This is a genomic window from Enterobacter sp. 50588862, from assembly GCF_001462935.1.
In the GTDB taxonomy this organism is placed as follows: domain Bacteria; phylum Pseudomonadota; class Gammaproteobacteria; order Enterobacterales; family Enterobacteriaceae; genus Enterobacter; species Enterobacter bugandensis.
This window is the reverse complement of the sequence record NZ_LNHM01000021.1, coordinates 556,511-576,283: the sequence shown is the minus strand read 5'-3', so window position 1 is coordinate 576,283 and position 19,773 is coordinate 556,511. Positions and strand designations below refer to the sequence as shown.

The 19,773-nt window shown below is 61.6% G+C and carries 20 protein-coding genes; 7 read left to right on the top strand and 13 right to left on the bottom strand.

The window, feature by feature from the left end; genetic code table 11:
- The 4 genes from APT89_RS10605 to APT89_RS10590 form a co-directional block, all read right to left on the bottom strand.
- Positions 1–1,023, bottom strand: coding sequence for a HoxN/HupN/NixA family nickel/cobalt transporter (locus APT89_RS10605; protein ID WP_047364401.1), 1,023 nt, complete (start codon positions 1,021–1,023; stop codon positions 1–3).
- A 1-nt stretch (position 1,024) separates the two neighbouring features.
- Positions 1,025–3,241: a carbamoyltransferase HypF gene (gene hypF / locus APT89_RS10600; protein ID WP_060572294.1), complete on the bottom strand. Its 2,217-nt coding sequence runs from the start codon at positions 3,239–3,241 to the stop codon at positions 1,025–1,027.
- A 6-nt stretch (positions 3,242–3,247) separates the two neighbouring features.
- Positions 3,248–3,793, bottom strand: a complete 546-nt coding sequence (gene hydN / locus APT89_RS10595) for an electron transport protein HydN (protein ID WP_045261257.1) — start codon at positions 3,791–3,793, stop codon at positions 3,248–3,250.
- A gap of 133 nt (positions 3,794–3,926) precedes the next feature.
- Complete coding sequence (locus tag APT89_RS10590) at positions 3,927–4,940, bottom strand: LacI family DNA-binding transcriptional regulator (RefSeq protein ID WP_032644912.1); 1,014 nt, start codon at positions 4,938–4,940, stop codon at positions 3,927–3,929.
- Positions 4,941–5,153: 213 nt separating this feature from the next.
- On the opposite strand from APT89_RS10590, the gene ascF reads away from it, so the two are divergent.
- The gene (ascF, locus tag APT89_RS10585) at positions 5,154–6,605 is read left to right on the top strand and encodes a PTS cellobiose/arbutin/salicin transporter subunit IIBC (protein ID WP_045261256.1); all 1,452 of its coding nucleotides are present in this window, start codon (positions 5,154–5,156) and stop codon (positions 6,603–6,605) included.
- Between the two features lie 18 nt (positions 6,606–6,623).
- Positions 6,624–8,048, top strand: coding sequence for a 6-phospho-beta-glucosidase (locus tag APT89_RS10580; RefSeq protein WP_060572292.1), 1,425 nt, complete (start codon positions 6,624–6,626; stop codon positions 8,046–8,048).
- Positions 8,049–8,127: 79 nt separating this feature from the next.
- On the opposite strand, the gene hycI is transcribed toward APT89_RS10580, so the two are convergent.
- The 9 genes from hycI to hycA form a co-directional block, all read right to left on the bottom strand.
- Positions 8,128–8,583 (bottom strand): hydrogenase maturation peptidase HycI, encoded by a 456-nt coding sequence (hycI, locus tag APT89_RS10575; protein WP_060572290.1) that lies wholly within the window; start codon positions 8,581–8,583, stop codon positions 8,128–8,130.
- Positions 8,576–8,986: a formate hydrogenlyase maturation HycH family protein gene (locus APT89_RS10570; RefSeq protein WP_028014209.1), complete on the bottom strand. Its 411-nt coding sequence runs from the start codon at positions 8,984–8,986 to the stop codon at positions 8,576–8,578. Before APT89_RS10570 ends, hycI begins: the two co-directional genes overlap by 8 nt.
- The gene (locus APT89_RS10565) at positions 8,983–9,750 is read right to left on the bottom strand and encodes an NADH-quinone oxidoreductase subunit B family protein (RefSeq protein WP_028014210.1); all 768 of its coding nucleotides are present in this window, start codon (positions 9,748–9,750) and stop codon (positions 8,983–8,985) included. Before APT89_RS10565 ends, APT89_RS10570 begins: the two co-directional genes overlap by 4 nt.
- A complete protein-coding gene (locus tag APT89_RS10560; RefSeq protein ID WP_041908477.1) occupies positions 9,750–10,292 on the bottom strand; it encodes a formate hydrogenlyase complex iron-sulfur subunit in 543 nt (180 codons plus the stop codon). Before APT89_RS10560 ends, APT89_RS10565 begins: the two co-directional genes overlap by 1 nt.
- Before the next feature lie 9 nt (positions 10,293–10,301).
- Complete coding sequence (gene hycE, locus APT89_RS10555) at positions 10,302–12,011, bottom strand: formate hydrogenlyase subunit HycE (RefSeq protein WP_041908476.1); 1,710 nt, start codon at positions 12,009–12,011, stop codon at positions 10,302–10,304.
- Between the two features lie 15 nt (positions 12,012–12,026).
- Entirely contained in the window at positions 12,027–12,950 is a 924-nt protein-coding gene (locus APT89_RS10550; protein ID WP_060572288.1) for a respiratory chain complex I subunit 1 family protein, read from the bottom strand.
- Between the two features lies 1 nt (position 12,951).
- On the bottom strand, positions 12,952–14,766 hold the full coding sequence (gene hycC / locus APT89_RS10545) for a formate hydrogenlyase subunit 3 (protein WP_060572286.1): 1,815 nt from the start codon (positions 14,764–14,766) through the stop codon (positions 12,952–12,954).
- Positions 14,763–15,371 (bottom strand): 4Fe-4S dicluster domain-containing protein, encoded by a 609-nt coding sequence (locus tag APT89_RS10540; protein WP_060572283.1) that lies wholly within the window; start codon positions 15,369–15,371, stop codon positions 14,763–14,765. Before APT89_RS10540 ends, hycC begins: the two co-directional genes overlap by 4 nt.
- Before the next feature lie 70 nt (positions 15,372–15,441).
- A complete protein-coding gene (gene hycA, locus APT89_RS10535; protein ID WP_048956606.1) occupies positions 15,442–15,909 on the bottom strand; it encodes a formate hydrogenlyase regulator HycA in 468 nt (155 codons plus the stop codon).
- A gap of 211 nt (positions 15,910–16,120) precedes the next feature.
- On the opposite strand from hycA, the gene hypA reads away from it, so the two are divergent.
- Genes hypA through hypE form a run of 5 tightly spaced genes read left to right on the top strand, consistent with a single transcriptional unit; the run spans position 16,121 to position 19,733 of the window.
- Entirely contained in the window at positions 16,121–16,471 is a 351-nt protein-coding gene (gene hypA, locus APT89_RS10530) for a hydrogenase maturation nickel metallochaperone HypA (protein ID WP_060572281.1), read from the top strand.
- A gap of 3 nt (positions 16,472–16,474) precedes the next feature.
- Positions 16,475–17,338 carry a hydrogenase nickel incorporation protein HypB gene (hypB, locus tag APT89_RS10525; RefSeq protein ID WP_060572279.1) on the top strand — a complete coding sequence of 288 codons (864 nt, stop codon included), beginning with the start codon at positions 16,475–16,477 and terminating at the stop codon, positions 17,336–17,338.
- Complete coding sequence (locus APT89_RS10520; protein WP_028014219.1) at positions 17,329–17,601, top strand: HypC/HybG/HupF family hydrogenase formation chaperone; 273 nt, start codon at positions 17,329–17,331, stop codon at positions 17,599–17,601. The genes hypB and APT89_RS10520 overlap by 10 nt, the downstream gene beginning before the upstream one ends.
- Before the next feature lie 3 nt (positions 17,602–17,604).
- Positions 17,605–18,726 carry a hydrogenase formation protein HypD gene (gene hypD, locus APT89_RS10515; RefSeq protein WP_060572277.1) on the top strand — a complete coding sequence of 374 codons (1,122 nt, stop codon included), beginning with the start codon at positions 17,605–17,607 and terminating at the stop codon, positions 18,724–18,726.
- Positions 18,723–19,733 carry a hydrogenase expression/formation protein HypE gene (gene hypE / locus APT89_RS10510; RefSeq protein ID WP_060572275.1) on the top strand — a complete coding sequence of 337 codons (1,011 nt, stop codon included), beginning with the start codon at positions 18,723–18,725 and terminating at the stop codon, positions 19,731–19,733. Before hypD ends, hypE begins: the two co-directional genes overlap by 4 nt.
- Positions 19,734–19,773 lie beyond the last annotated feature (40 nt).

The window sequence follows — 19,773 nt, the reverse complement described above, 5'->3', positions numbered from 1 at the left end:
TCAGGAACGCACCACCAGCGCGTCGTAGCCGCGCCAGCGGTAGTTGACCATGGAGATCAGCCAGCAGGCGACAAACAACCCGACCACCACAAACCCGGCGTTGCCCAGGTTGTCGTTCACCGCGCCAATCAGATCCCAGACGCCGCCGCTGAGGGCGAATTTGTCCATCAGCAGACCCAGCGCTTCCAGCCCGCCGATAAACAGCGCCACCACCACGGAGGTGCCAGTGATGGTCATGTTGTAGTAGAGCTTGCGCTGCGGTTTATCAAACGCCCAGCCGTAGGCACCGACCATCAGCAGGTTATCGAGCGTATCCACCAGCGCCATGCCGCTGGCGAAGAGCGCCGGGAAGATCATGATTGACCACACCGACATCCCGCTGGAGGCGCTGGCGGCGGAGATCCCGAGCACGCCGATTTCCGTGGCAGTGTCAAACCCGAGGCCAAACAGAAAGCCCACCAGATACATCTGCCAGCTTTTATTGACGAGGCGGAAGGTTTTACCGAACAGCCAGTTCATAACGCCCCCCTGGGCAGGCAGCGTGACGTCACCCTGCACCGTCTGGCCCTTTTTCAGCGCCTGGAAACTGCGCCAGACGCCGCGCAGGATCACCATATTCACCAGCGCCATCGCCAGCAGGAAGGTGGCGGATACCGCAGTGCCAATCAGGCTGCCGGTTTCGTGGAACCATTCCATGTTTTTTTGAAACGCGGTTGCGGTGGCGGCGATGGCAATGGAGGCCAGCACCACGATGGTGGAGTGCCCCAGCGAGAACCAGGCCCCCACGCCGGACGGGCGTTTGCCCTGCTGCATCATCTTACGCGTCACGGTATCAATGGCCGCGATGTGATCGGCGTCCACCGCGTGACGCAGCCCGTAGCACCACGCCAGCAGGCTCGCGGCCATCAGCGCCGTGCTGCCGCTAAAGGTGTGCCATGCCCATCCCCAGGCCAGCAGGTTTGCCATTACCAGAGCCAGCAGCAGAAGCGCGGCGCGAGGTTCATTGCGTAAAAGTCGTAACATTTTAAGTCCTTTGTGAACATGACCGGGCAGCGGCGACCACCGCCTGCCCGAAGGAGATCGCTCCGTCACCTGCAGGCAGGCGCGAAGGAAAAAGAAGCGTAAAGTCAGAAAGATAATGACGCAGGCGCGCGCGCAGCAGGCGGTTGTGCAACACGCCGCCGCTGAGACAGATTGTCGACAGCGATAAGCGTCGGGCATGGAGCGCGGCGAGTTCTGCCAGCCCTTTTGCCAGCGCGTCGTGAAACGCCCACGCGCGCTCGCACGGCTCAGCCTGCCAGGCCAGCCACTGCTGCCAGAAAAGCGCGAGGTTACCCGCATCCAGCGTCACCGGATGGTCGACGCCCGCGCACTGCGATGCCAGCGCTTCCAGCCTGCACGCTGCCTCGCCTTCATAGTGCTGCGCGTCAATGCCCAGCGCGCAGGCGACCGCGTCAAACAAACGACCGCAGGACGACGCCTGCGGCGCGTTGATGCCACGCTGGATCGCCGTTGCCAGCAGCGGCCAGCTGTGGCGCTGAACCGCTCGCGTTTCCGGGTAGCGTTGCCAGTCCGGGACAAACGCCAGGCAGTGGGCGAGCAGATTACGCCACGGCTGCTTTGCCGCCAGATCGCCGCCCGGCAGCGCAACGGCAGGCAGCCCGCCCAGACGCTCGCATGCGAGATAGTTGACCCGCAGGCACTCCCCGCCCCACAGCGCGCTGTTTTCACCCATGCCGATCCCGTCCAGCGTCAGGGCAATAACGTCTCCGCCCTTACGCGGCCAGCCGTTTTCGGCCAGGCACGCCGCCGCGTGGGCGTGATGGTGGAGCACGGTTTCGACGGGCAGCGCCTGTTCCTGCGCCCACCGGCGGGCGCGATACCCCGGATGGGCATCGCACACCATGTGCTCCGGCCGGAAGGCGTAAACGTCCTGCATCACCGACAGTGCGGAACGCCACTGCGCTTCGACACCCTCGTCGCTGAGATCGCCAAAATGCTGGCTCAGCACCGCCTGGTTCCCACGCACCAGGCAGAAGGTGTTTTTCATCTCCGCCCCGGCGCATAACATGGCGGGGATATTCTCGAAACCCGCAGGCAACGTGATGGCATCCGGTACAAAACCGCGTGCGCGGCGCAGCATCGCACCGTCCCGATCCATCACCGAATCGTCCATCCGCTGAAGAATATCACGATTGTGCAGCAGGAAGCCGTCCGCGATGTTGCCCAGTTCATCCAGCGCCTGTTGATTACTGATGGCAGGCGGTCTGCCGCTGAGGTTGCCGGAGGTCATCACCAGCGGGCGCTGGCAGTCCATCATCAGAAGGTGCTGCAGCGGGTTCGCAGGAAGCATGATGCCTACGGTGTCCAGACCGGGCGCGATACCTTCCGGCAACGCGGGCAGCCAGGCTTTTGGCGTGAGCACAATGGGTGCTGCAGGTGAGCGTAGCAGCGCCTGAACCGTCTCCGGCAGGTCATCCGCATGTGGGATCATCACCGCCAGCGGCTTCGACGGGCGCTGCTTGCGTGACCGAAGCGTCTCGACCGCCTGCAGATTACGCGCATCGCAGACGAGGTGAAAGCCGCCCAGCCCTTTAACCGCGACAATACCGCCGTTTTTCAGCATCGCTACCGCCGCGCGCAGCGCAGCCTCGCGGTCAGCGGTCATGTCACCTGCACGCCACTCAAGCGCGGGCCCGCAGTCCGGGCAGGCTACCGGCTGGGCGTGAAAACGACGGTCGGCAGGATTGCGGTACTCTGCTTCACACGGTCCACAGAGCGGGAATGGCGCCATCGACGTGGCCGGACGGTCGTACGGCATGGCGCGTATAATGGTAAACCGCGGCCCGCAGTGGGTGCAGTTGATAAACGGGTAACGATAGCGGCGCTCGCGGGGATCGCGCATTTCAGCCAGACACGCCGGGCAGGTGGCGGCATCCGGCACGATTTGCGTATCCATCGCCCCGCGATCGCTGTGGCGGATGGTAAAGTCCTCAGGCATGTCCGCCCAGGTGAACGGCTGCGTTTCAACGCGATCGATGCGTGCCAGCGGTGGGCAGTCCTGATGCAGCCTCGCGGTAAAGTCCCCCCCATTACCCGCGAGACGCACCAGGACACCCTCTCCGTCGTTGCAGACATCGCCCACAAGCTTCAGCCGGTGCGCCAGCTGCCAGACGAAGGGCCGAAACCCTACGCCCTGCACTTTGCCGCGCACCCGAAGCAGTACGCCGTTAACGCTCATCGCAGCTTAAAACAGCAGCGATGACGAGGTGTCGAACGCCGCGCGACGGCGTTTTTCTGCGCTCATCTGCTCAAGCTTGTCACGATCCACGCAGACCAGCGCGTGCGTCGGGCAGGCCTCCATACAGGCCGGGCCGGCTTCGCGGTGATAGCAAAGATCGCATTTATTGGCTTCGGCTTTCTCTGCCCGCACGCTCAGCCCCATGCCGCTGTTGCGCACCACCGGGCGGACAACCACCTCCATCGCGCCATACGGACAGGCCACCACGCAGGTTTTGCAGCCGATGCAGCGCTCTTGCATCACGTGCACAAAGCCCTTCTCGCGCTTAATCGCCCCGTTCGGGCAGACGTTCGCGCACGGCGCATCTTCGCACTGGCGACAGATGGCGGCGGTGGAAATATTCACACCTTTAATGACGTGAATGCGCGGCAGGAAGGTATCGGGAGTGAGAGAGGCGCAATCCTGCTCCACCTGGTGGGAAACCACGCACGCCACTTCACAGGTACGGCAACCAATGCACTTGCTGGCATCGGCCATAATAAAACGGTTCATCTGCTTCTCCGGCATAACTGTTATGCGCGAAGCTATTCATAAACCGTGCCAACATTTAACACACTGATTTTTAAGAATAATAAAAACGCAGCGTTTCTGTCATCGTCATTAGTGACGATGACAGATGTCGACGTCAGCGGTGCGGGCCATCGGTAACGGAGTCGCGCAGGACAAGCTCGCCAGAAAAGGTTTGCTGATATTTGAACTCTCCGCCGTCGAGCATGAAAATCAGGCGACTGACGATCTCCTGGATCATCGCCGTCACCGGAATACGCACGCTGGAGAGCGACGGCACGATGTAGGGCGCAATCGCCACGTCGTCAAAGCCGATGACGGACACCGCGTCCGGCGTGGCGACGCCGCTGTCGTGCAGCTGCTTGATGGCGCCGATCGCCATATCGTCGTTGCTCGCCACCAGCGCGGTAAACGGTTCGCCGCGGGAGAGGAGTTGAGTGACCGCCGCCGCGCCGCTGGCCGGGTTCCACTTCCCTTCGGCGATAAGCGCGTCACGCGCTGCAATACCGTGCTGCGCCAGCGCATCCCTGTAACCGGAAAGACGCTCAACCCCGGTGGGGGAATCCAGCGAACCGGTGATAAAGGCAATCTCCCGGTGCCCTTTCGCAATCAGCTGCGACACCGCGTCCTGACACGAGGCTTTATGATCGGACCAGACGCTGTGGCTGCTGTTTTTCCGCAGGCGGCGGTTAAGCACCATAATCGGTTGCTCGCATTTCTCGACGAGCTCGTCCAGCTCTTCCACGCTCAGAAAACGCGGGTAGATAATTACCGCATCGCAGCGCATATCCAGCAGATACTGGATCGCCTCGCGCTCTTCTTCGGCGCTGTGCTTGCCGTCGGCGAGGATCAGCTGCCGCCCTTTTTCTTCCGTCATCCGCGCGGCGTTAAACAGCAGCTCGCTAAAGTAGACGCCGTGATACAGGGTGTTGGTCACTACCAGCCCAAGCGTCTGGGTGCGTTTGGTCGCCAGGTTTCGCGCCAGCAAGTTCGGGCGATAGCCGCTCTCTTCAATGGCCTGAAAAACCCGGTCTTTGGTCTCCTGGCTAACGTAGCCGTTGCCCGACAACACCCGGGAGACAGTCGCTTTCGATACGCCTGCCCGCTTCGCCACTTCCAGCATCGTGGTCATATTGTTCTTCCATCCGAAACTCATGCGGGCAGTGTACTGCACCGCGAAAAAATTGTCGCAGCGACGACGTCACGCTTTCTACACCCCACTGCGATCTTCATCACGAAAAGAAAAAATGTCCAAAAAGCGGTCTTGTTTCAACAAAAGAAACTCATGATGATTATGTGGAACCGGTTTCCTACATTTCACACAACGATAACAGGAACAGATCCGATGGCCAAAAACTACGCTGCGCTGGCAAACGACGTTATCAGCGCGCTGGGCGGCAAAGAGAACATCGTCGCCGTCACCCACTGCATGACGCGCCTGCGTTTCGTTCTGAAAGACGAAAATCTTACCGACGTTGCGCGCCTGAAAAGCATCAGCGGCGTGCTTGGCGTGGTGCGTAACGACAACCAGTGCCAGGTGATTATTGGCAACACGGTTTCACAGGCGTACCGCGAAGTAGTGAGCCTGCTGCCCGTTGACCTGCAGCCCGTGGTACCGGAAGGCCCGCAGAAGCTGACGTTACGCCGCATTGGTGCCGGGATCCTCGACGCGCTGATCGGCACCATGTCGCCGCTGATCCCGGCAATCATCGGCGGTTCGATGGTCAAGCTGCTGGCGATGATCCTCGAAATGACTGGCGTGCTGGAAAAAGGCGCGCCGACGCTCACCATTTTGACCGTCATAGGCGACGGGGCGTTCTTCTTCCTGCCGCTGATGGTGGCGGCCTCGGCGGCGGTGAAGTTTAAAACCAACATGTCGCTGGCGATTGCCATCGCGGGCGTGCTGGTGCACCCGAGCTTTATCGAGCTGATGGCGAAAGCCGCGCAGGGGGAGCACGTTGAGTTCGCCTTTATTCCGGTGACGGCGGTGAAATACACCTATACCGTTATCCCGGCGCTGGTCATGACCTGGTGCCTGTCGTATATCGAACGCTGGGTGGATCGCATCACCCCGGCGGTGACCAAAAACTTCCTCAAGCCGATGCTGATCGTGCTGATTGCCGCCCCGCTCGCCATCGTGCTGATTGGCCCGCTGGGGATCTGGATCGGTAGCGCCATCTCCGCGCTGGTTTACACCATTCACGGCTACCTGGGCTGGCTCTCCGTCGCCATCATGGGCGCGCTGTGGCCGCTGCTGGTGATGACCGGGATGCACCGCGTGTTTACGCCGACCATCATTCAGACCATTGCCGAAACGGGCAAAGAAGGAATGGTGATGCCGTCAGAAATCGGCGCCAACCTGTCGCTCGGCGGCTCGTCGCTGGCGGTGGCATGGAAAACGAAAAACCCGGAACTGCGCCAGACGGCGCTGGCCGCGGCGGCCTCCGCCATCATGGCGGGGATCTCTGAACCGGCCCTGTACGGCGTAGCGGTACGCCTGAAGCGTCCGCTGATTGCGAGCCTGATCAGCGGCTTTATCTGCGGCGCGGTGGCGGGTATGGCAGGCCTTGCCAGCCACTCAATGGCGGCGCCGGGGCTGTTTACCAGCGTGCAGTTCTTCGACCCGGCCAACCCGATGACCATCGTCTGGGTGTTTGGCGTAATGGGGCTGGCCGTGGTGCTGTCATTTGTTCTGACCCTGCTGTTAGGGTTTGAGGATATCCCGGTCGAAGACGAGGCTGAAAAAGCGCGCGCCCTGCAGACCGCACCGGTACAGAACAACGCAGCAAAAGCATAAATTGAAAGCGAGGTAAGAATGTCTGTTTTTCCACAAGGATTTTTATGGGGCGGCGCGCTTGCCGCCAACCAGAGTGAAGGTGCTTACCGTGAAGGCGGCAAAGGGCTGACGACGGTCGATATGATCCCCCACGGCGCAAACCGCCTGACGGTGAAGCTCGGTAAGGAAAAGCGTTTTTCGCTGCGTGACGATGAGTTTTACCCGAGCCATGAAGCGATTGATTTTTACCATCGCTATAAAGAAGACATCGCCCTGATGGCGGAGATGGGCTTTACGGTGTTCCGCACCTCGATTGCCTGGAGTCGCCTCTACCCGAACGGCGACGAGCCGCTGCCGAATAAAGAGGGCATCGCCTTCTACCGGGCGGTGTTTGAAGAGTGTAAAAAGTACAACATTGAGCCGCTGGTAACGCTTTGCCACTTCGACGTGCCGATGCACCTGGTGACGGAGTACGGCTCCTGGCGCAACCGTAAGATGGTCGATTTCTTCGCCCGCTACGCCCGCACCTGCTTCGAGGAATTTAACGGGCTGGTGAAATACTGGCTGACCTTCAACGAAATCAACATCATGCTGCACAGCCCGTTTTCCGGCGCGGGGCTGGTGTTTGAGGAAGGTGAAAACGAGGATCAGGTGAAATACCAGGCCGCGCACCACGAGCTGGTGGCGAGCGCGCTGGCGACAAAAATCGCTCACGAGGTGAACCCGGAAAACCAGGTCGGCTGCATGCTGGCGGGCGGAAATTTCTACCCGTACTCCTGCAAACCGGAAGACGTGTGGATGGCGCTGGAGAAAGACCGCGAGAACCTGTTCTTTATCGACGTGCAGGCGCGCGGCAGCTATCCGGCCTACTCCGCCCGCGTGTTCCGCGAGAAAGGCGTCGTGATTGTGAAAGACCCAGGCGATGACGAACTGCTGAAAAATACCGTCGACTTTGTCTCGTTCAGCTATTACGCCTCGCGCTGCGCGTCGGCGGACATGAACGCGGGCAACACCAGCGCGGCAAACATCGTGAAGTCCCTGCGTAACCCGCATATTCAGGTAAGCGAGTGGGGCTGGGGCATCGATCCGCTCGGCCTGCGTATCACCATGAACATGATGTACGACCGCTACCAGAAGCCGCTGTTCCTGGTGGAAAACGGCCTGGGAGCGAAGGACGTCATTGATGAAAACGGCGAGATCAACGACGACTACCGCATCAGCTACCTGCGCGAGCATATCCGCGCGATGGGCGATGCGATTGAGGACGGCGTGCCGCTGATGGGCTACACCACCTGGGGCTGCATCGACCTGGTGTCGGCCTCAACGGGCGAGATGAGCAAGCGCTACGGGTTTGTGTACGTTGACCGCGACGATGCCGGCAACGGGACGCTGGACCGCAAGCGCAAGAAATCGTTCTGGTGGTATAAAAAGGTGATTGCGAGTAACGGGGCGGATCTGGCGTAGCCAGTTGCCCGGTGGCGCTGCGCTTACCGGGCCTACGGTTTTGTAGGCCCGGTAAGGCGTAGCCGCCACCCGGCACTGCTCAGAGCGGAGAAAACCCTCCATCCCCAACCCACTCCGCCAGCCGCGAATACACCTCTTCCACCGCTTCTTTCACCGCCGGTGTCATCGGGTAATAAAACCCGACAATGTCCGGCTGGATACCCAAAAACAGCACCTCGCCCACGTCGTCCCTGATCTGATCGACAAGGTAGTTCAGCGGCATATTGTGGGTGGTCATCATAAACATCTCGGCGATGTCGTCCGGATCAATCAGGCGGATTTCGCCCGGGTTCAGCCCCATATCGGTGGCATCGACAATCAACAGCCTTTCCGGACGCAGCTCGCGAATGGCGACCACATCGTTTTCCGGCGCGCTGCCGCCGTCAATCACCACCCAGTCGCCCTGCGGTTTTGCGGCGCACATCTCCGCCAGCAGCGGGCCCGCGCCGTCGTCGCCCATCATGCTGTTGCCGACACACAGTAAAACGTCAGTCACGTAATCTCCTCACCATCAGGTAGATGGCGCTCTCCTGATGAATATCGTGCAGCATGCCGAGCAGCGTTTTGCTCCACGCCTGCTGCGCCGGGGTTTGCCTGCCGAGCGCCGCGTCAAAGGCGTTGGCGAGCATTGTGATATGGTTGGCGTCGATGACGATCTCGCCATACTTCGGCACGCCCTCCATCTTGCGCCGCGCGGTGCTGCCCTCCTCCAGCGTGGCGATCCACGCCAGGTATTCCGTCCACGGGCAGGTTAGCGCCGCCTCCAGACAGTCGATCACCCCGAGGTGGTGCCCAATCGCCAGGCTGTAATAGACCACCTGCTGCGCCGCATCCGGCGTGGCATCGTTCTCATCAATAAACTTACGGCTCAGCTGGCTGAACACCACCGTTTCACTCATCGGATACGCGCCTCATCCACAATGCTGTTCAGGTTTGCCACGATCTCATTGAGACGCGGATCGTTTTCCGCTTCCAGCCAGCGCGCCACCTGATGGTCGCCCTGGCTCAGCAGGCGCAGGTAATCGTCGGCAATCTGACGCCCGTAGCGATAGCCCGCCAGCCTGCGCGCCGTGCGGTCCACCTTCACGCGCAGCGGCTGGACCATGTCCGGATGCAGAATGGCCGCGGGCTGGTTGTCGATCTCGCCAGGTGCGCGGGCATGGATCTTCTGCTCCAGCAGGCCGAGCGCCATCGCAAAGCCGTACAGCGTGGCGGCAGGCGTCGGCGGGCAGCCCGGAATATAGACATCCACCGGCACGATTTTGTCGGTGCCGCCCCAGACGCAATAAAGATCGTGGAAGATGCCGCCGCTGTTGCCGCAGGCGCCGTAGGAGATGCAGATTTTCGGATCCGGGGCGGACTGCCAGGCGCGCAGCGCGGGCGATCGCATAGCGCGGGTCACCGCCCCGGTAAACAGCAGAATGTCCGCATGACGCGGGGACGGTACCACTTTGATGCCGAAGCGCTCGGCGTCAAATAGCGGCGACAGGGTGGCGAAGATCTCGATCTCACAGCCGTTGCAGCCGCCGCAGTCCACGCGGTAGACGTAGGCTGAGCGTTTGATTTTTTTCAGTAGCGACGCCTTCATGCTGGCGATGGACTCCTCCACCGTCAGCGGCACCGGAATGCCGTTATCGTCGCGCGGGCCGAGTAAGTTTTCCATCAGCTGGCCTCTCTCATATGGCGGGTAATATCAATGCGGTCGGACGGCAGCAGGCACTTCTGACGTTTGCACTCCGGGCAGGTTTCGAAGCTTTCGCGGTGATGCTCCGCGCGGGCGTCGCCGTTGTGCTGCAGCAGCGCGATGGCGTAGTCGATCTCTTTTTGCACGGCGAACGGACGCTTGCAGACGCGACAATTGCACAGCGCGAAGCGCGACTGCTGGAGAAAATCCTCTTTTTTCCACACCGCCAGCTCGTACTCCTGAGAAAGTCGAATGGCGACCGTCGGGCAGACCTCCTCGCAGCGGCCGCAGAAGATGCAGCGCCCGAGGTTAAACTGCCAGGCCAGCTCGCCGGTTTTAAGATCCGTTTCCACCGTTAAGGCGTTCGACGGGCAGGCGTTGACGCAGGCCGCACAGCCGATGCACTGCTGCGGGTTGTGCTCCGGCTTGCCGCGAAAGTTTTTATCCACCGGGATCGGCTCCAGCGGATAGCTGCTGGTCTGCGCGCCGGTTTTGATCACTTTTTTGATAAAGGTAAACATGGCGTGTCCTTATTTCAGCGGCGAGTTCTTGCGCTCGATGCTGTAGCGCTCAAGCTCTTTGTACGGCACTACCTGGCTTTTCTTCTTGCGCACGTCCACCACCGTCATGCGGTCGGTGCAGGAGTAGCATGGATCGAGGCTGCCGATGATCAGCGGCGCGTCAGAGACCGTGTTACCGCGCAGCATATAGCGCAGGGTAGGCCAGTTGGCGTAGGTCGCCGCGCGACAGCGCCAGCGGTAGAGCTTCTGATTGTCGCCGGTCATGCTCCAGTGGATATCATCCCCTCGCGGCGCTTCGGCAAAGCCGAGGGCAAAGCGGTTTGGAATGTAGGTGAAGCCCTCCACCATCAGCGGACCGCCCGGCAGGTTGTCCAGGCCGAAGTCGATCATGTTCAGGGCGGTGTAGACCTCGTTGATACGCACCTTGAGGCGAGAAATAACGTCGCAGCCCTGTTCGCTGTGCACGGTCATCGGCAGCAGGCCGTAGCCGACGAACGGGTGATCGGCGCGGGTGTCGCGGGCGTGGCCGCTGGCGCGCACCATCGGGCCGACATTGCTGAAGTCGCGGGCAATTTCCGGATCGAGGCGACCAATCCCGACGGTGCGCTGCTCGATGTTTGGCGTGCTGAGCAGCATGTCCACCAGCTCCTGCACGTCCCGGCGCATCTGCTGCGCCAGCTGGCGGGTCTTGATCATGTCGTCTTTCAGCAGGTCGCGGCGGATCCCGCCGATCAGGTTCAGGCCGTAAGTTTTACGCGCCCCGGTGAGGATCTCCGCCATCTTCATCGACGCTTCGCGCACGCGGAAGAACTGCATAAACCCGGAGTCAAAGCCGACGAAGTGGCAGGCAAGGCCGAGATTCAGCAGGTGCGAGTGCAGGCGCTCCACCTCCAGCAGAATGGCGCGGATCATCTGCGCGCGCTCCGGCACCACGATCCCCATGCCGTTCTCCACCGAGGTGGTGTAGGCGGTGCTGTGGGCGAAGCCGCAGATGCCGCACACGCGGTCAGAGAGGAACGTGACCTCGTTGTAGCCCATGCGGGTTTCCGCCAGCTTCTCCATGCCGCGGTGGACGTAGAACAGGCGGTAGTCGGCGTCGATGATATTCTCGCCGTCGACGAACAGGCGGAAGTGGCCCGGTTCGTCGGAGGTGACGTGCAGCGGGCCGATCGGCACCACGTTGTTCTTCTTGCTGCCCAGCTCGTTGATGAACTCGTAGGTTTCGCTGTCGGTGGTCGGGGCCGGACGCTGGCGGTAATCCATGCTGTCCTTACGCAGCGGATAGAGTTCATCCGGCCAGTCATCCGGCAGCACCAGACGACGCTCGTCCGGCAGGCCGACCGGCACCAGGCCGTACATGTCGCGCACCTCGCGCTCACCCCAGACGGCGGCAGGAACGCGCGGCGTCACGGACGGGTATTCCGGCTTATTCGGGTCGACTTCGACGCGCACGGTGAGCCAGCACTTCTCGCCCTGCTCCATCGACATCACGTAGTACACCGCGTAGTTACCGCACAGCTGACGCTCGTCGTTACCGAACAGCACCGACAGCCAGCCGCCCTGCTGGTAATAGAGAAACTCCACCACTTCCGGCAGGTAGTTCACCTTCACGGTAATGGTGATCTGATCTTTGGTTTGCCAGGACTCCTCCAGCACCACGCCGGGGAAAGCCTGATGCAACGCGGCGAGATACTGCTGACCTTTCTTTTCTTCAGACATAAACACTCTCTTTAATCACGCCACCAGCAAGGAGACGAACGCTAAAAATGCAAAACCAAAACCGGCCCAGGTGATGCGCGAGGTTGCCGCAAAACGCAGGCGCGCCATGCTGTTTTCAAACAGGGCGATGACCAGCACGCCGACCAGCAGCTTGAGGGCGGCAACCACCACGGCCAGCAGCAGGCCGCCTGCAGAGAAGTGCGTCATCTGCCCCCACGGGAAGAAAACGCCAACAAACATCTGCAACACCACCAATTGCTTAAGGATGATGCCCCACTTCAGCACCGCGAAGCCGTAGCCGCTGTACTCGGTGAGCGGCCCTTCCTGTAGCTCCTGCTCCGCTTCCGCGAGATCGAACGGCAGCTTGCCCATCTCAATAAACGTGGCGAACGCGCAGGCGCAGAGTGCCAGCACGAGCGGGATGGAGCGGGCCACCGGCCAGTGGTAAACGGTGTCGGTGATAAAACTGATGTGGGTCGAACCTGCAACCTGCGCGGCCACCCACAGCCCCAGCAGCAGGATCGGCTCAACCAGCACGCCGAGCATCGCCTCGCGGCTGGCGCCGATGCCGGTAAACGGGCTGCCGGTGTCCAGGCCCGCAATCGCAAAGAAGAAGCGCGCGATGGCGAAGAGGTAGATGAGCGTAATCAGATCGCCGAGCACCGGCAGCGGCGAGCCTACCGTGACCACTGGCAGCGCGGTGGCGATGGTGAGCATCACGCCGACCATCACGAACGGCGTCAGGCGGAACACCCAGCCCGCGGCATCCGGCGCGACGCTCTGGCGAGAGAGCAGTTTGAAGAGATCGCGGTACTCCTGGAGCACGCCAGGCCCGCGACGGTTGTGCATTCGGGCGCGCGCCACGCGCGTGATGCCCGACAGCAGCGGCGCGGCGGCGAACAGCACCAGCGCCTGAAGAATTGCCAGTAAAAGACTCATGTCAGGCTCCTCGTGAAATCACAATCACTACCAGCACCGCCAGCTCGATCAGCGCCAGTCGGCGGAACAGCACGGGCACGGCAGCACTCTGCCAGCCCGGCACCCAGCCCTGCGGGTTAAGCCACTGGCGCAGCTTCAGCACGGCGGCGAAGTTCTCCTTCACCGGCATGGCAAAACCGTGGGCGGTAATGACCATCGACGGCTCGTGTTGGTAGCCGCAGGCCCACGCCGCGCCGCGCGAACGGGAGGCGAGACGGTCACGTCTGAAGAACAGCATCAGCACGAACGGCAGGAGCGGCCCGGCGATCAGCAGCAGCGCCATCATCGGCTGGGAGACAACGGTATGCGCCGTCGCCAGCGGCAGCGGAACGGCGTGGCCCAGCAGCGGCAGCAGCCACGGCGCGGCAACCCCGCCCGCAATGCAGCACAGCGCCAGCGCGACCACGCTGGTGGCCATCAGTACCGGGGCGCAGCAGGCGTTCTCCGCTTCACGGGTGCGCGGCGCGCCGAGGAAGGTGACGCCGTAGACTTTCGCCATGCACATCACCGCCAGCGCCCCGGTAATCGCCAGGCCCACCGCCAGCAGCGGGCCGAGCAGCCGCGCGATAAACGCGTCGCTCTGGCCGAGCGCGAAGAAGGACTGATAGATCACCCACTCCCCGGCAAAGCCGTTCAGCGGCGGCAGCGCGGCCATCGCCATCAGCCCCACCAGCATGGCGAGTGAAATCATCGGCATCTTTTTGCCAATCCCACCGAGCTTTTCAATATCGCGATGGCCGGTGCGGAACCAGACGCTGCCCGCGCCGAGGAACAGGGTGCTCTTGAACAGGCTATGGTTGACGAGGTGATACAGACCGCCGATAAACCCGGCGGCAATCAGCGCCGGTTGGTTGAGCGCCAGCCCGGTGACGCCCGCGCCCATGCCGAGCAGGATAATCCCGATGTTTTCCAGGGTGTGGTACGCCAGCAGACGCTGGATGTTGTGCTCCATCAGGGCGTACAGGCCGCCGACAAATGCGGTGATCATCCCCGCAATCAGCAGCGCTACCCCCCACCACAGCGGCGGCTGACCGCCCGTCAGGGTAATCGTCAGGATACCGAACAAACCGACCTTCATTACCACCGTCGAAAACAGCGCGGCGGCGGGCGCAGAGGCATTCGCGTGCGCCTGCGGGACCCAACCGTGCAACGGGATAATCCCGGCCAGCAGGCCAAAACCGACTGCGCCCAGCAGCCAGACGTCGTTCCCCAGCGGCTGGCCGTTAAACGCGGCAAAATCCAGGGTGCCGAAACGCTGCCACACCAGCCAGCAGGCCAGCGCCAGCAGCAGCGTGCCGAGGCGTCCGAGCGCAAACCATAGCTTGCCGGAGGCGCTGCAGCCGGTCAGGAACACGCCACACAGCGCCATGATTTCGGCCATCACCACCAGCGCGCCGAGGTTGCTGGCGATAACCGTGCAGACCGCGGCGGCCATCAGCAGATTGACCAGCAGGCCGTTGGCTTTGGTCTGCTGATGGCGGTGCCAGTCAATATTGAACAGGCTGATAAACAGCCCGCACAGGCCAAAGGTCACCAGCCAGATGGCGTTCAGCGGCGTAATCGCCACGGTGTGGCGAATCAGCGGCATGAGTGTTTCCACGGATTGTCCGCCGAGCAGGACGACACCGCCCGCCGCCAGCGTCATCAGGCTGCCGACCGCCCCGCCGATACCGGCTATCCAGCCGCTCAGGGTTTTATGGAAAGAGAACACCAGCGCCAGCGCGGCGGCAGCGGCAAAGTACGCCACGGCGCTGTTAATCATAAATATCGCGTTCATTTCGCCCCCTCGTTAAGCGCCTGCAGAAGCGAAAGATCGCCGACGTCGGTATTAATGGTCAGCTCGCGCTTGCGCCTGCTGGTGCGGGCGATATCGCGGATGTTAACCAGGATCAGCGCTTTGGTCGGGCAGGTCCGCACGCAGGCCGGGCCCTGTTCGTCAAAGCTGCACAGGTCGCACTTCACCGCGATAGCGCGGATGCCGGGCACCCAGTCCAGCAGCGTGCTCACGCATGCCGGAGCCGGTGGCGCAGGCGGCGCTTTCGGGGTATTGGCGTTCGCCGGGATATGCAGCGGGCGGCTGCCGGAGAATTCAATGGCACCGAACGGGCAGGCGATGCCGCACAGCTTGCAGCTCACGCACAGGCTTTCGTTCAGCTGGACCGCGCCATCGACGCGGGTGATGGCATTGACGGGACACACGCCCGCGCAAGGGGCATCTTCACAGTGGTGGCAGAGCTGCGGCGCAGACTCTTTCTCATTACGCATGACGCGCAGGCGCGACATGGACTGCAGCCCGTGCAGGCGGTGCGTTTCCGAACACGCCGCCTCACAGGTCCGACAGCCAATACAGACCGTCGAGTCAGCAATTACAAAACGGTTCACCGGGCAATCCTCTGGTGATGGTCATTTTTGACGACGAAAAACTGTCTCATCGACACTTTTCGACATTCGGTTATCTGGCAAGATTTGCGGGGGCCTTTCCCGCGACGAGCTGTTTGAGGTCGACCGGCAAGTCGTGCTCAACCGCGGCGTAGAGACCGTTGTAAACCGGCGCGATTTTCTCCAGATAGTGCTCAAGTACCTGCTGGCGATCGCGGTTGCTGACGTAGCCGTCGACCATGCCGTCGGCCATCAGCTGCGCCTGCGCAATACGTTGTTTTTCACCCTCTTTATTCTCAACGTAGTACTCGATGGTGTGGCTGTTAAAGCTGTCTGCCAGGGTCACAAAGACCGTGAAATGACCGAACAGGACAAAGCGCATATCCCCCTGCGCCGCACAGCTCATTGCATGATGCAGTCGGGCTTTTGACAGGGTGATCCCCTGAACCAGAGAGTTACAGTAGAGGTGCCACTGATCCTGAAGCTGCTGGTGGCGCTGCGCGATGTAATCCGCTTTTTCGCTAATTTCCCAAATAGTCATAGAAGGTATCCGGTTAATGGAGATAGCGGCTGTTAAGCAGATTCCGTGCCAGTTTTTAATGTGTTGATTTGAATGATTTTTATTAAAAAAGACACTGTCAACGCCGCCGTGTCGACGTGTCATTTCGACAGCGCTGACATCGTCACGCCGTAACGCAAATCAAGCTGGCACCGTTATTGCATTTACTGGCGCAAATCATTGAGGAGGCGTCATGCACGAAATCACCCTCTGCCAGCGGGCTCTGGAACTTATCGAACAGCAGGCTGTGCAGAACCACGCGAAGCGCGTCACTGGCGTCTGGCTGAAGGTCGGGGCGTTTTCCTGCGTCGAGACCAGCGCCCTGAACTTTTGTTTTGAGCTGGTGTGCCGCGGCACGCTGGCGGAAGGCTGCGCGCTGCATATCGACGAGCAGCAGGCGGAGTGCTGGTGCAAGCAGTGCCAGCAGTACGTCACCCTGCTCTCATCAAAGGTTCAGCGCTGCCCGCAGTGTCAGAGCACGGGTCTTCGCATCGTGGCGGATGACGGTATGCAGATCCAACGCCTCGAAATTGAGAAGGAGTAATGTATGTGTAGCACCTGCGGTTGCGCCGAAGGCAACCTGTATATAGAAGGGGATGAACACCGTCCCCACTCCGCGTTTCGCTCCGCGCCTTTTTCCCCTGCCCCGCGTCCTGCGGCGGCCCTGACCGGCATCACCTTTGCGCCGCAGCGTTCCGACGCGGGCGACCTGCATTACGGCCACGGCGAAGCGGGCACCCACGCGCCGGGCATGAGCCAGCGCCAGATGCTGGAGGTGGAGATCGACGTGCTGGACAAAAATAACCAGCTTGCCGCCCGCAACCGCGCCCGCTTTGCCGCGCGTCAACAGCTGGTGCTCAACCTGGTCTCTAGCCCCGGCTCCGGTAAAACCACCCTGCTGACCGAAACCCTCAAACGGCTGAACCAACGCATCTCCTGCGCGGTGATCGAAGGCGATCAGCAAACCGTTAACGACGCAGCGCGCATCCGCGAAACCGGGACGCCCGCCATTCAGGTTAACACCGGCAAGGGCTGCCACCTGGATGCGCAGATGATTGCCGACGCCGCCCCTCGCCTGCCGCTGGCGGATAACGGCATCCTGTTTATCGAAAACGTCGGTAACCTGGTCTGCCCGGCAAGCTTCGACCTCGGCGAACGGCATAAAGTGGCGGTGCTCTCCGTGACCGAAGGGGAGGACAAGCCGCTGAAGTACCCGCACATGTTCGCCGCCGCCTCCCTCATGCTGCTGAACAAAGTCGATCTGCTGCCGTACCTGAACTTCGACGTGGATAAGTGCCTGGCCTATGCCCGCGAGGTGAACCCGGACATTCACATCCTGCTGGTTTCCGCCACGCGCGGCGACGGCATGGACGCCTGGCTGGATTGGCTGGAGAGCGAACGATGTGCATAGGCGTACCGGGACAAATCCATTCCCTCGACGGCAATCAGGCCAAAGTGGAGGTTTGCGGGATCCTGCGCGACGTCGACCTGACGCTGGTGGGCAGCACCGATGAGACGGGCGCGTCGCGCCTCGGCCAGTGGGTGCTGGTCCACGTGGGGTTTGCGATGAGCGTGATTAACGAAGCGGAAGCCCGCGACACGCTGGACGCGCTGCAAAACATGTTTGACGTGGAGCCGGACGTGGGCGCGCTCCTGTACGGCGAGGAGCGCTAGCCTATGCGTTACGTTGATGAATACCGCGCGCCAGAACAGGTGATGCAGCTTATCGGACATCTGAAAACGCGCGCGGCGCTGCTGGACTACACGAACGAAAGGCCGCTGCGGATCATGGAGGTGTGCGGCGGGCACACGCACGCCATCTTCAAGTTTGGCCTCGACCAGCTGCTGCCGGAGAACATCGAGTTTATTCACGGCCCCGGCTGCCCGGTGTGCGTTTTGCCGATGGGGCGTATCGACAGCTGCATCGAAATTGCCGGCCAGCCCGATGTCATTTTCTGCACCTTTGGCGACGCGATGCGCGTGCCGGGGAAAAACGGCTCGCTGTTGCAGGCGAAGGCGCGCGGCGCGGACGTGCGGATCGTTTACTCGCCGATGGATGCCCTGACGCTGGCACAGGCTAACCCTGAGCGCAAGGTCGTCTTTTTCGGGCTGGGTTTTGAAACCACCATGCCCGCTACGGCCATCACGCTGCAGCAGGCGAAAGCGCGCAACGTCACTAACTTTTTCTTTTTCTGCCAGCATATTACGCTCATTCCCACGCTGCGCAGCCTGCTCGAAGAGCCAGACAACGGCATCGATGCGTTTCTGGCGCCGGGCCACGTCAGCATGGTGATTGGCACAGACGCCTACGGTTTTATCGCTGATCAGTACAATCGTCCGTTAGTGGTGGCTGGTTTCGAACCGCTTGATCTACTGCAAGGCGTAGCCATGCTGGTTGAGCAGAAAATAGCGTCCCTGAGCGCGGTCGAAAACCAGTACCGCCGCGTGGTGCCCGATGCGGGAAATGAACGGGCGCAGCAGGCGATTGCCGACGTGTTTAGCGTTGAGGGCGACAGCGAGTGGCGCGGGCTGGGGCTGATTGCGGAATCCGGCGTGCGCCTGACGCCTGCCTATCGCGAATTTGATGCCGAAGCGCACTTCCGCCCGCAGCCGCAGCAGGTATGCGACGATCCCCGGTCCCGCTGCGGCGAGGTGCTTACCGGCAAATGCAAACCTCATCACTGCCCGCTATTTGGCAACACCTGTAACCCGCAAACCGCGTTTGGCGCGCTGATGGTCTCCTCTGAAGGGGCATGCGCCGCGTGGTATCAGTATCGCAACCAGGAGTGTGAAGCATGAACACGGTGGAAATGGCGCACGGAAGCGGTGGACAGGCGATGCAGCAGCTGATTAACCGGCTGTTCATGGAGGCCTTTAATAACCCCTGGCTCGCCGAGCAGGAGGATCAGGCGCGCATCGCGTTCTCAACCCTCACCGCACACGGCGACCGGCTGGCGTTCTCCACCGACAGCTACGTGATTGACCCGCTGTTCTTCCCGGGCGGCGATATTGGCAAGCTCGCCGTCTGCGGTACGGCCAACGACGTGGCCGTCAGCGGCGCCATTCCGCGCTACCTCTCGTGCGGATTTATCCTCGAAGAAGGATTACCGATGGAGACGCTTGCGGCAGTGGTCAACAGCATGGCGCATACCGCCCGTGAGGCGGGAATCGCCATCGTCACCGGCGATACCAAAGTGGTCCAGCGCGGCGCGGCGGATAAACTCTTCATCAACACCGCCGGAATGGGGGCGATCCCCGCCGACGTTCACTGGGGCGCGCAACGCCTTAGCGCGGGCGACGTGCTGCTGGTAACCGGAACGCTGGGCTGCCACGGGGCAACCATCCTGAACCTGCGCGAAGGCTTAGGGCTGGACGGCGAGCTTCGCAGCGACTGCGCGGTGCTCACCCCGCTTATCCAGACGCTGCGCGACATCCCGGGCGTCAAAGCCCTGCGCGACGCTACCCGGGGCGGGGTGAATGCCGTTGTCCACGAGTTCGCCGCAAGCAGCGGGTGCGGGATTGAACTGAGCGAGCGCGACCTGCCCGTTAAGCCTGCCGTGCGGGGGCTGTGTGAGCTTTTAGGGCTTGACCCGCTAAACTTTGCCAACGAGGGCAAGCTGGCGATCGGCGTGGAACGTTCGGCGGCGGAAGCCGTACTTGAACAGCTGAGAGCGCATCCCTTAGGGAAAGATGCGGCCATCATTGGCGACGTGGTTGAGCGCAAAGGGGTGCGCCTGACCGGACTTTATGGCGTGAAGCGCACGCTGGATCTGCCGCACGCTGAGCCGTTACCCCGAATTTGCTAGAACCGCGCCATAAGCGGTCAGCAGTGAAGTCTCTTTTTTG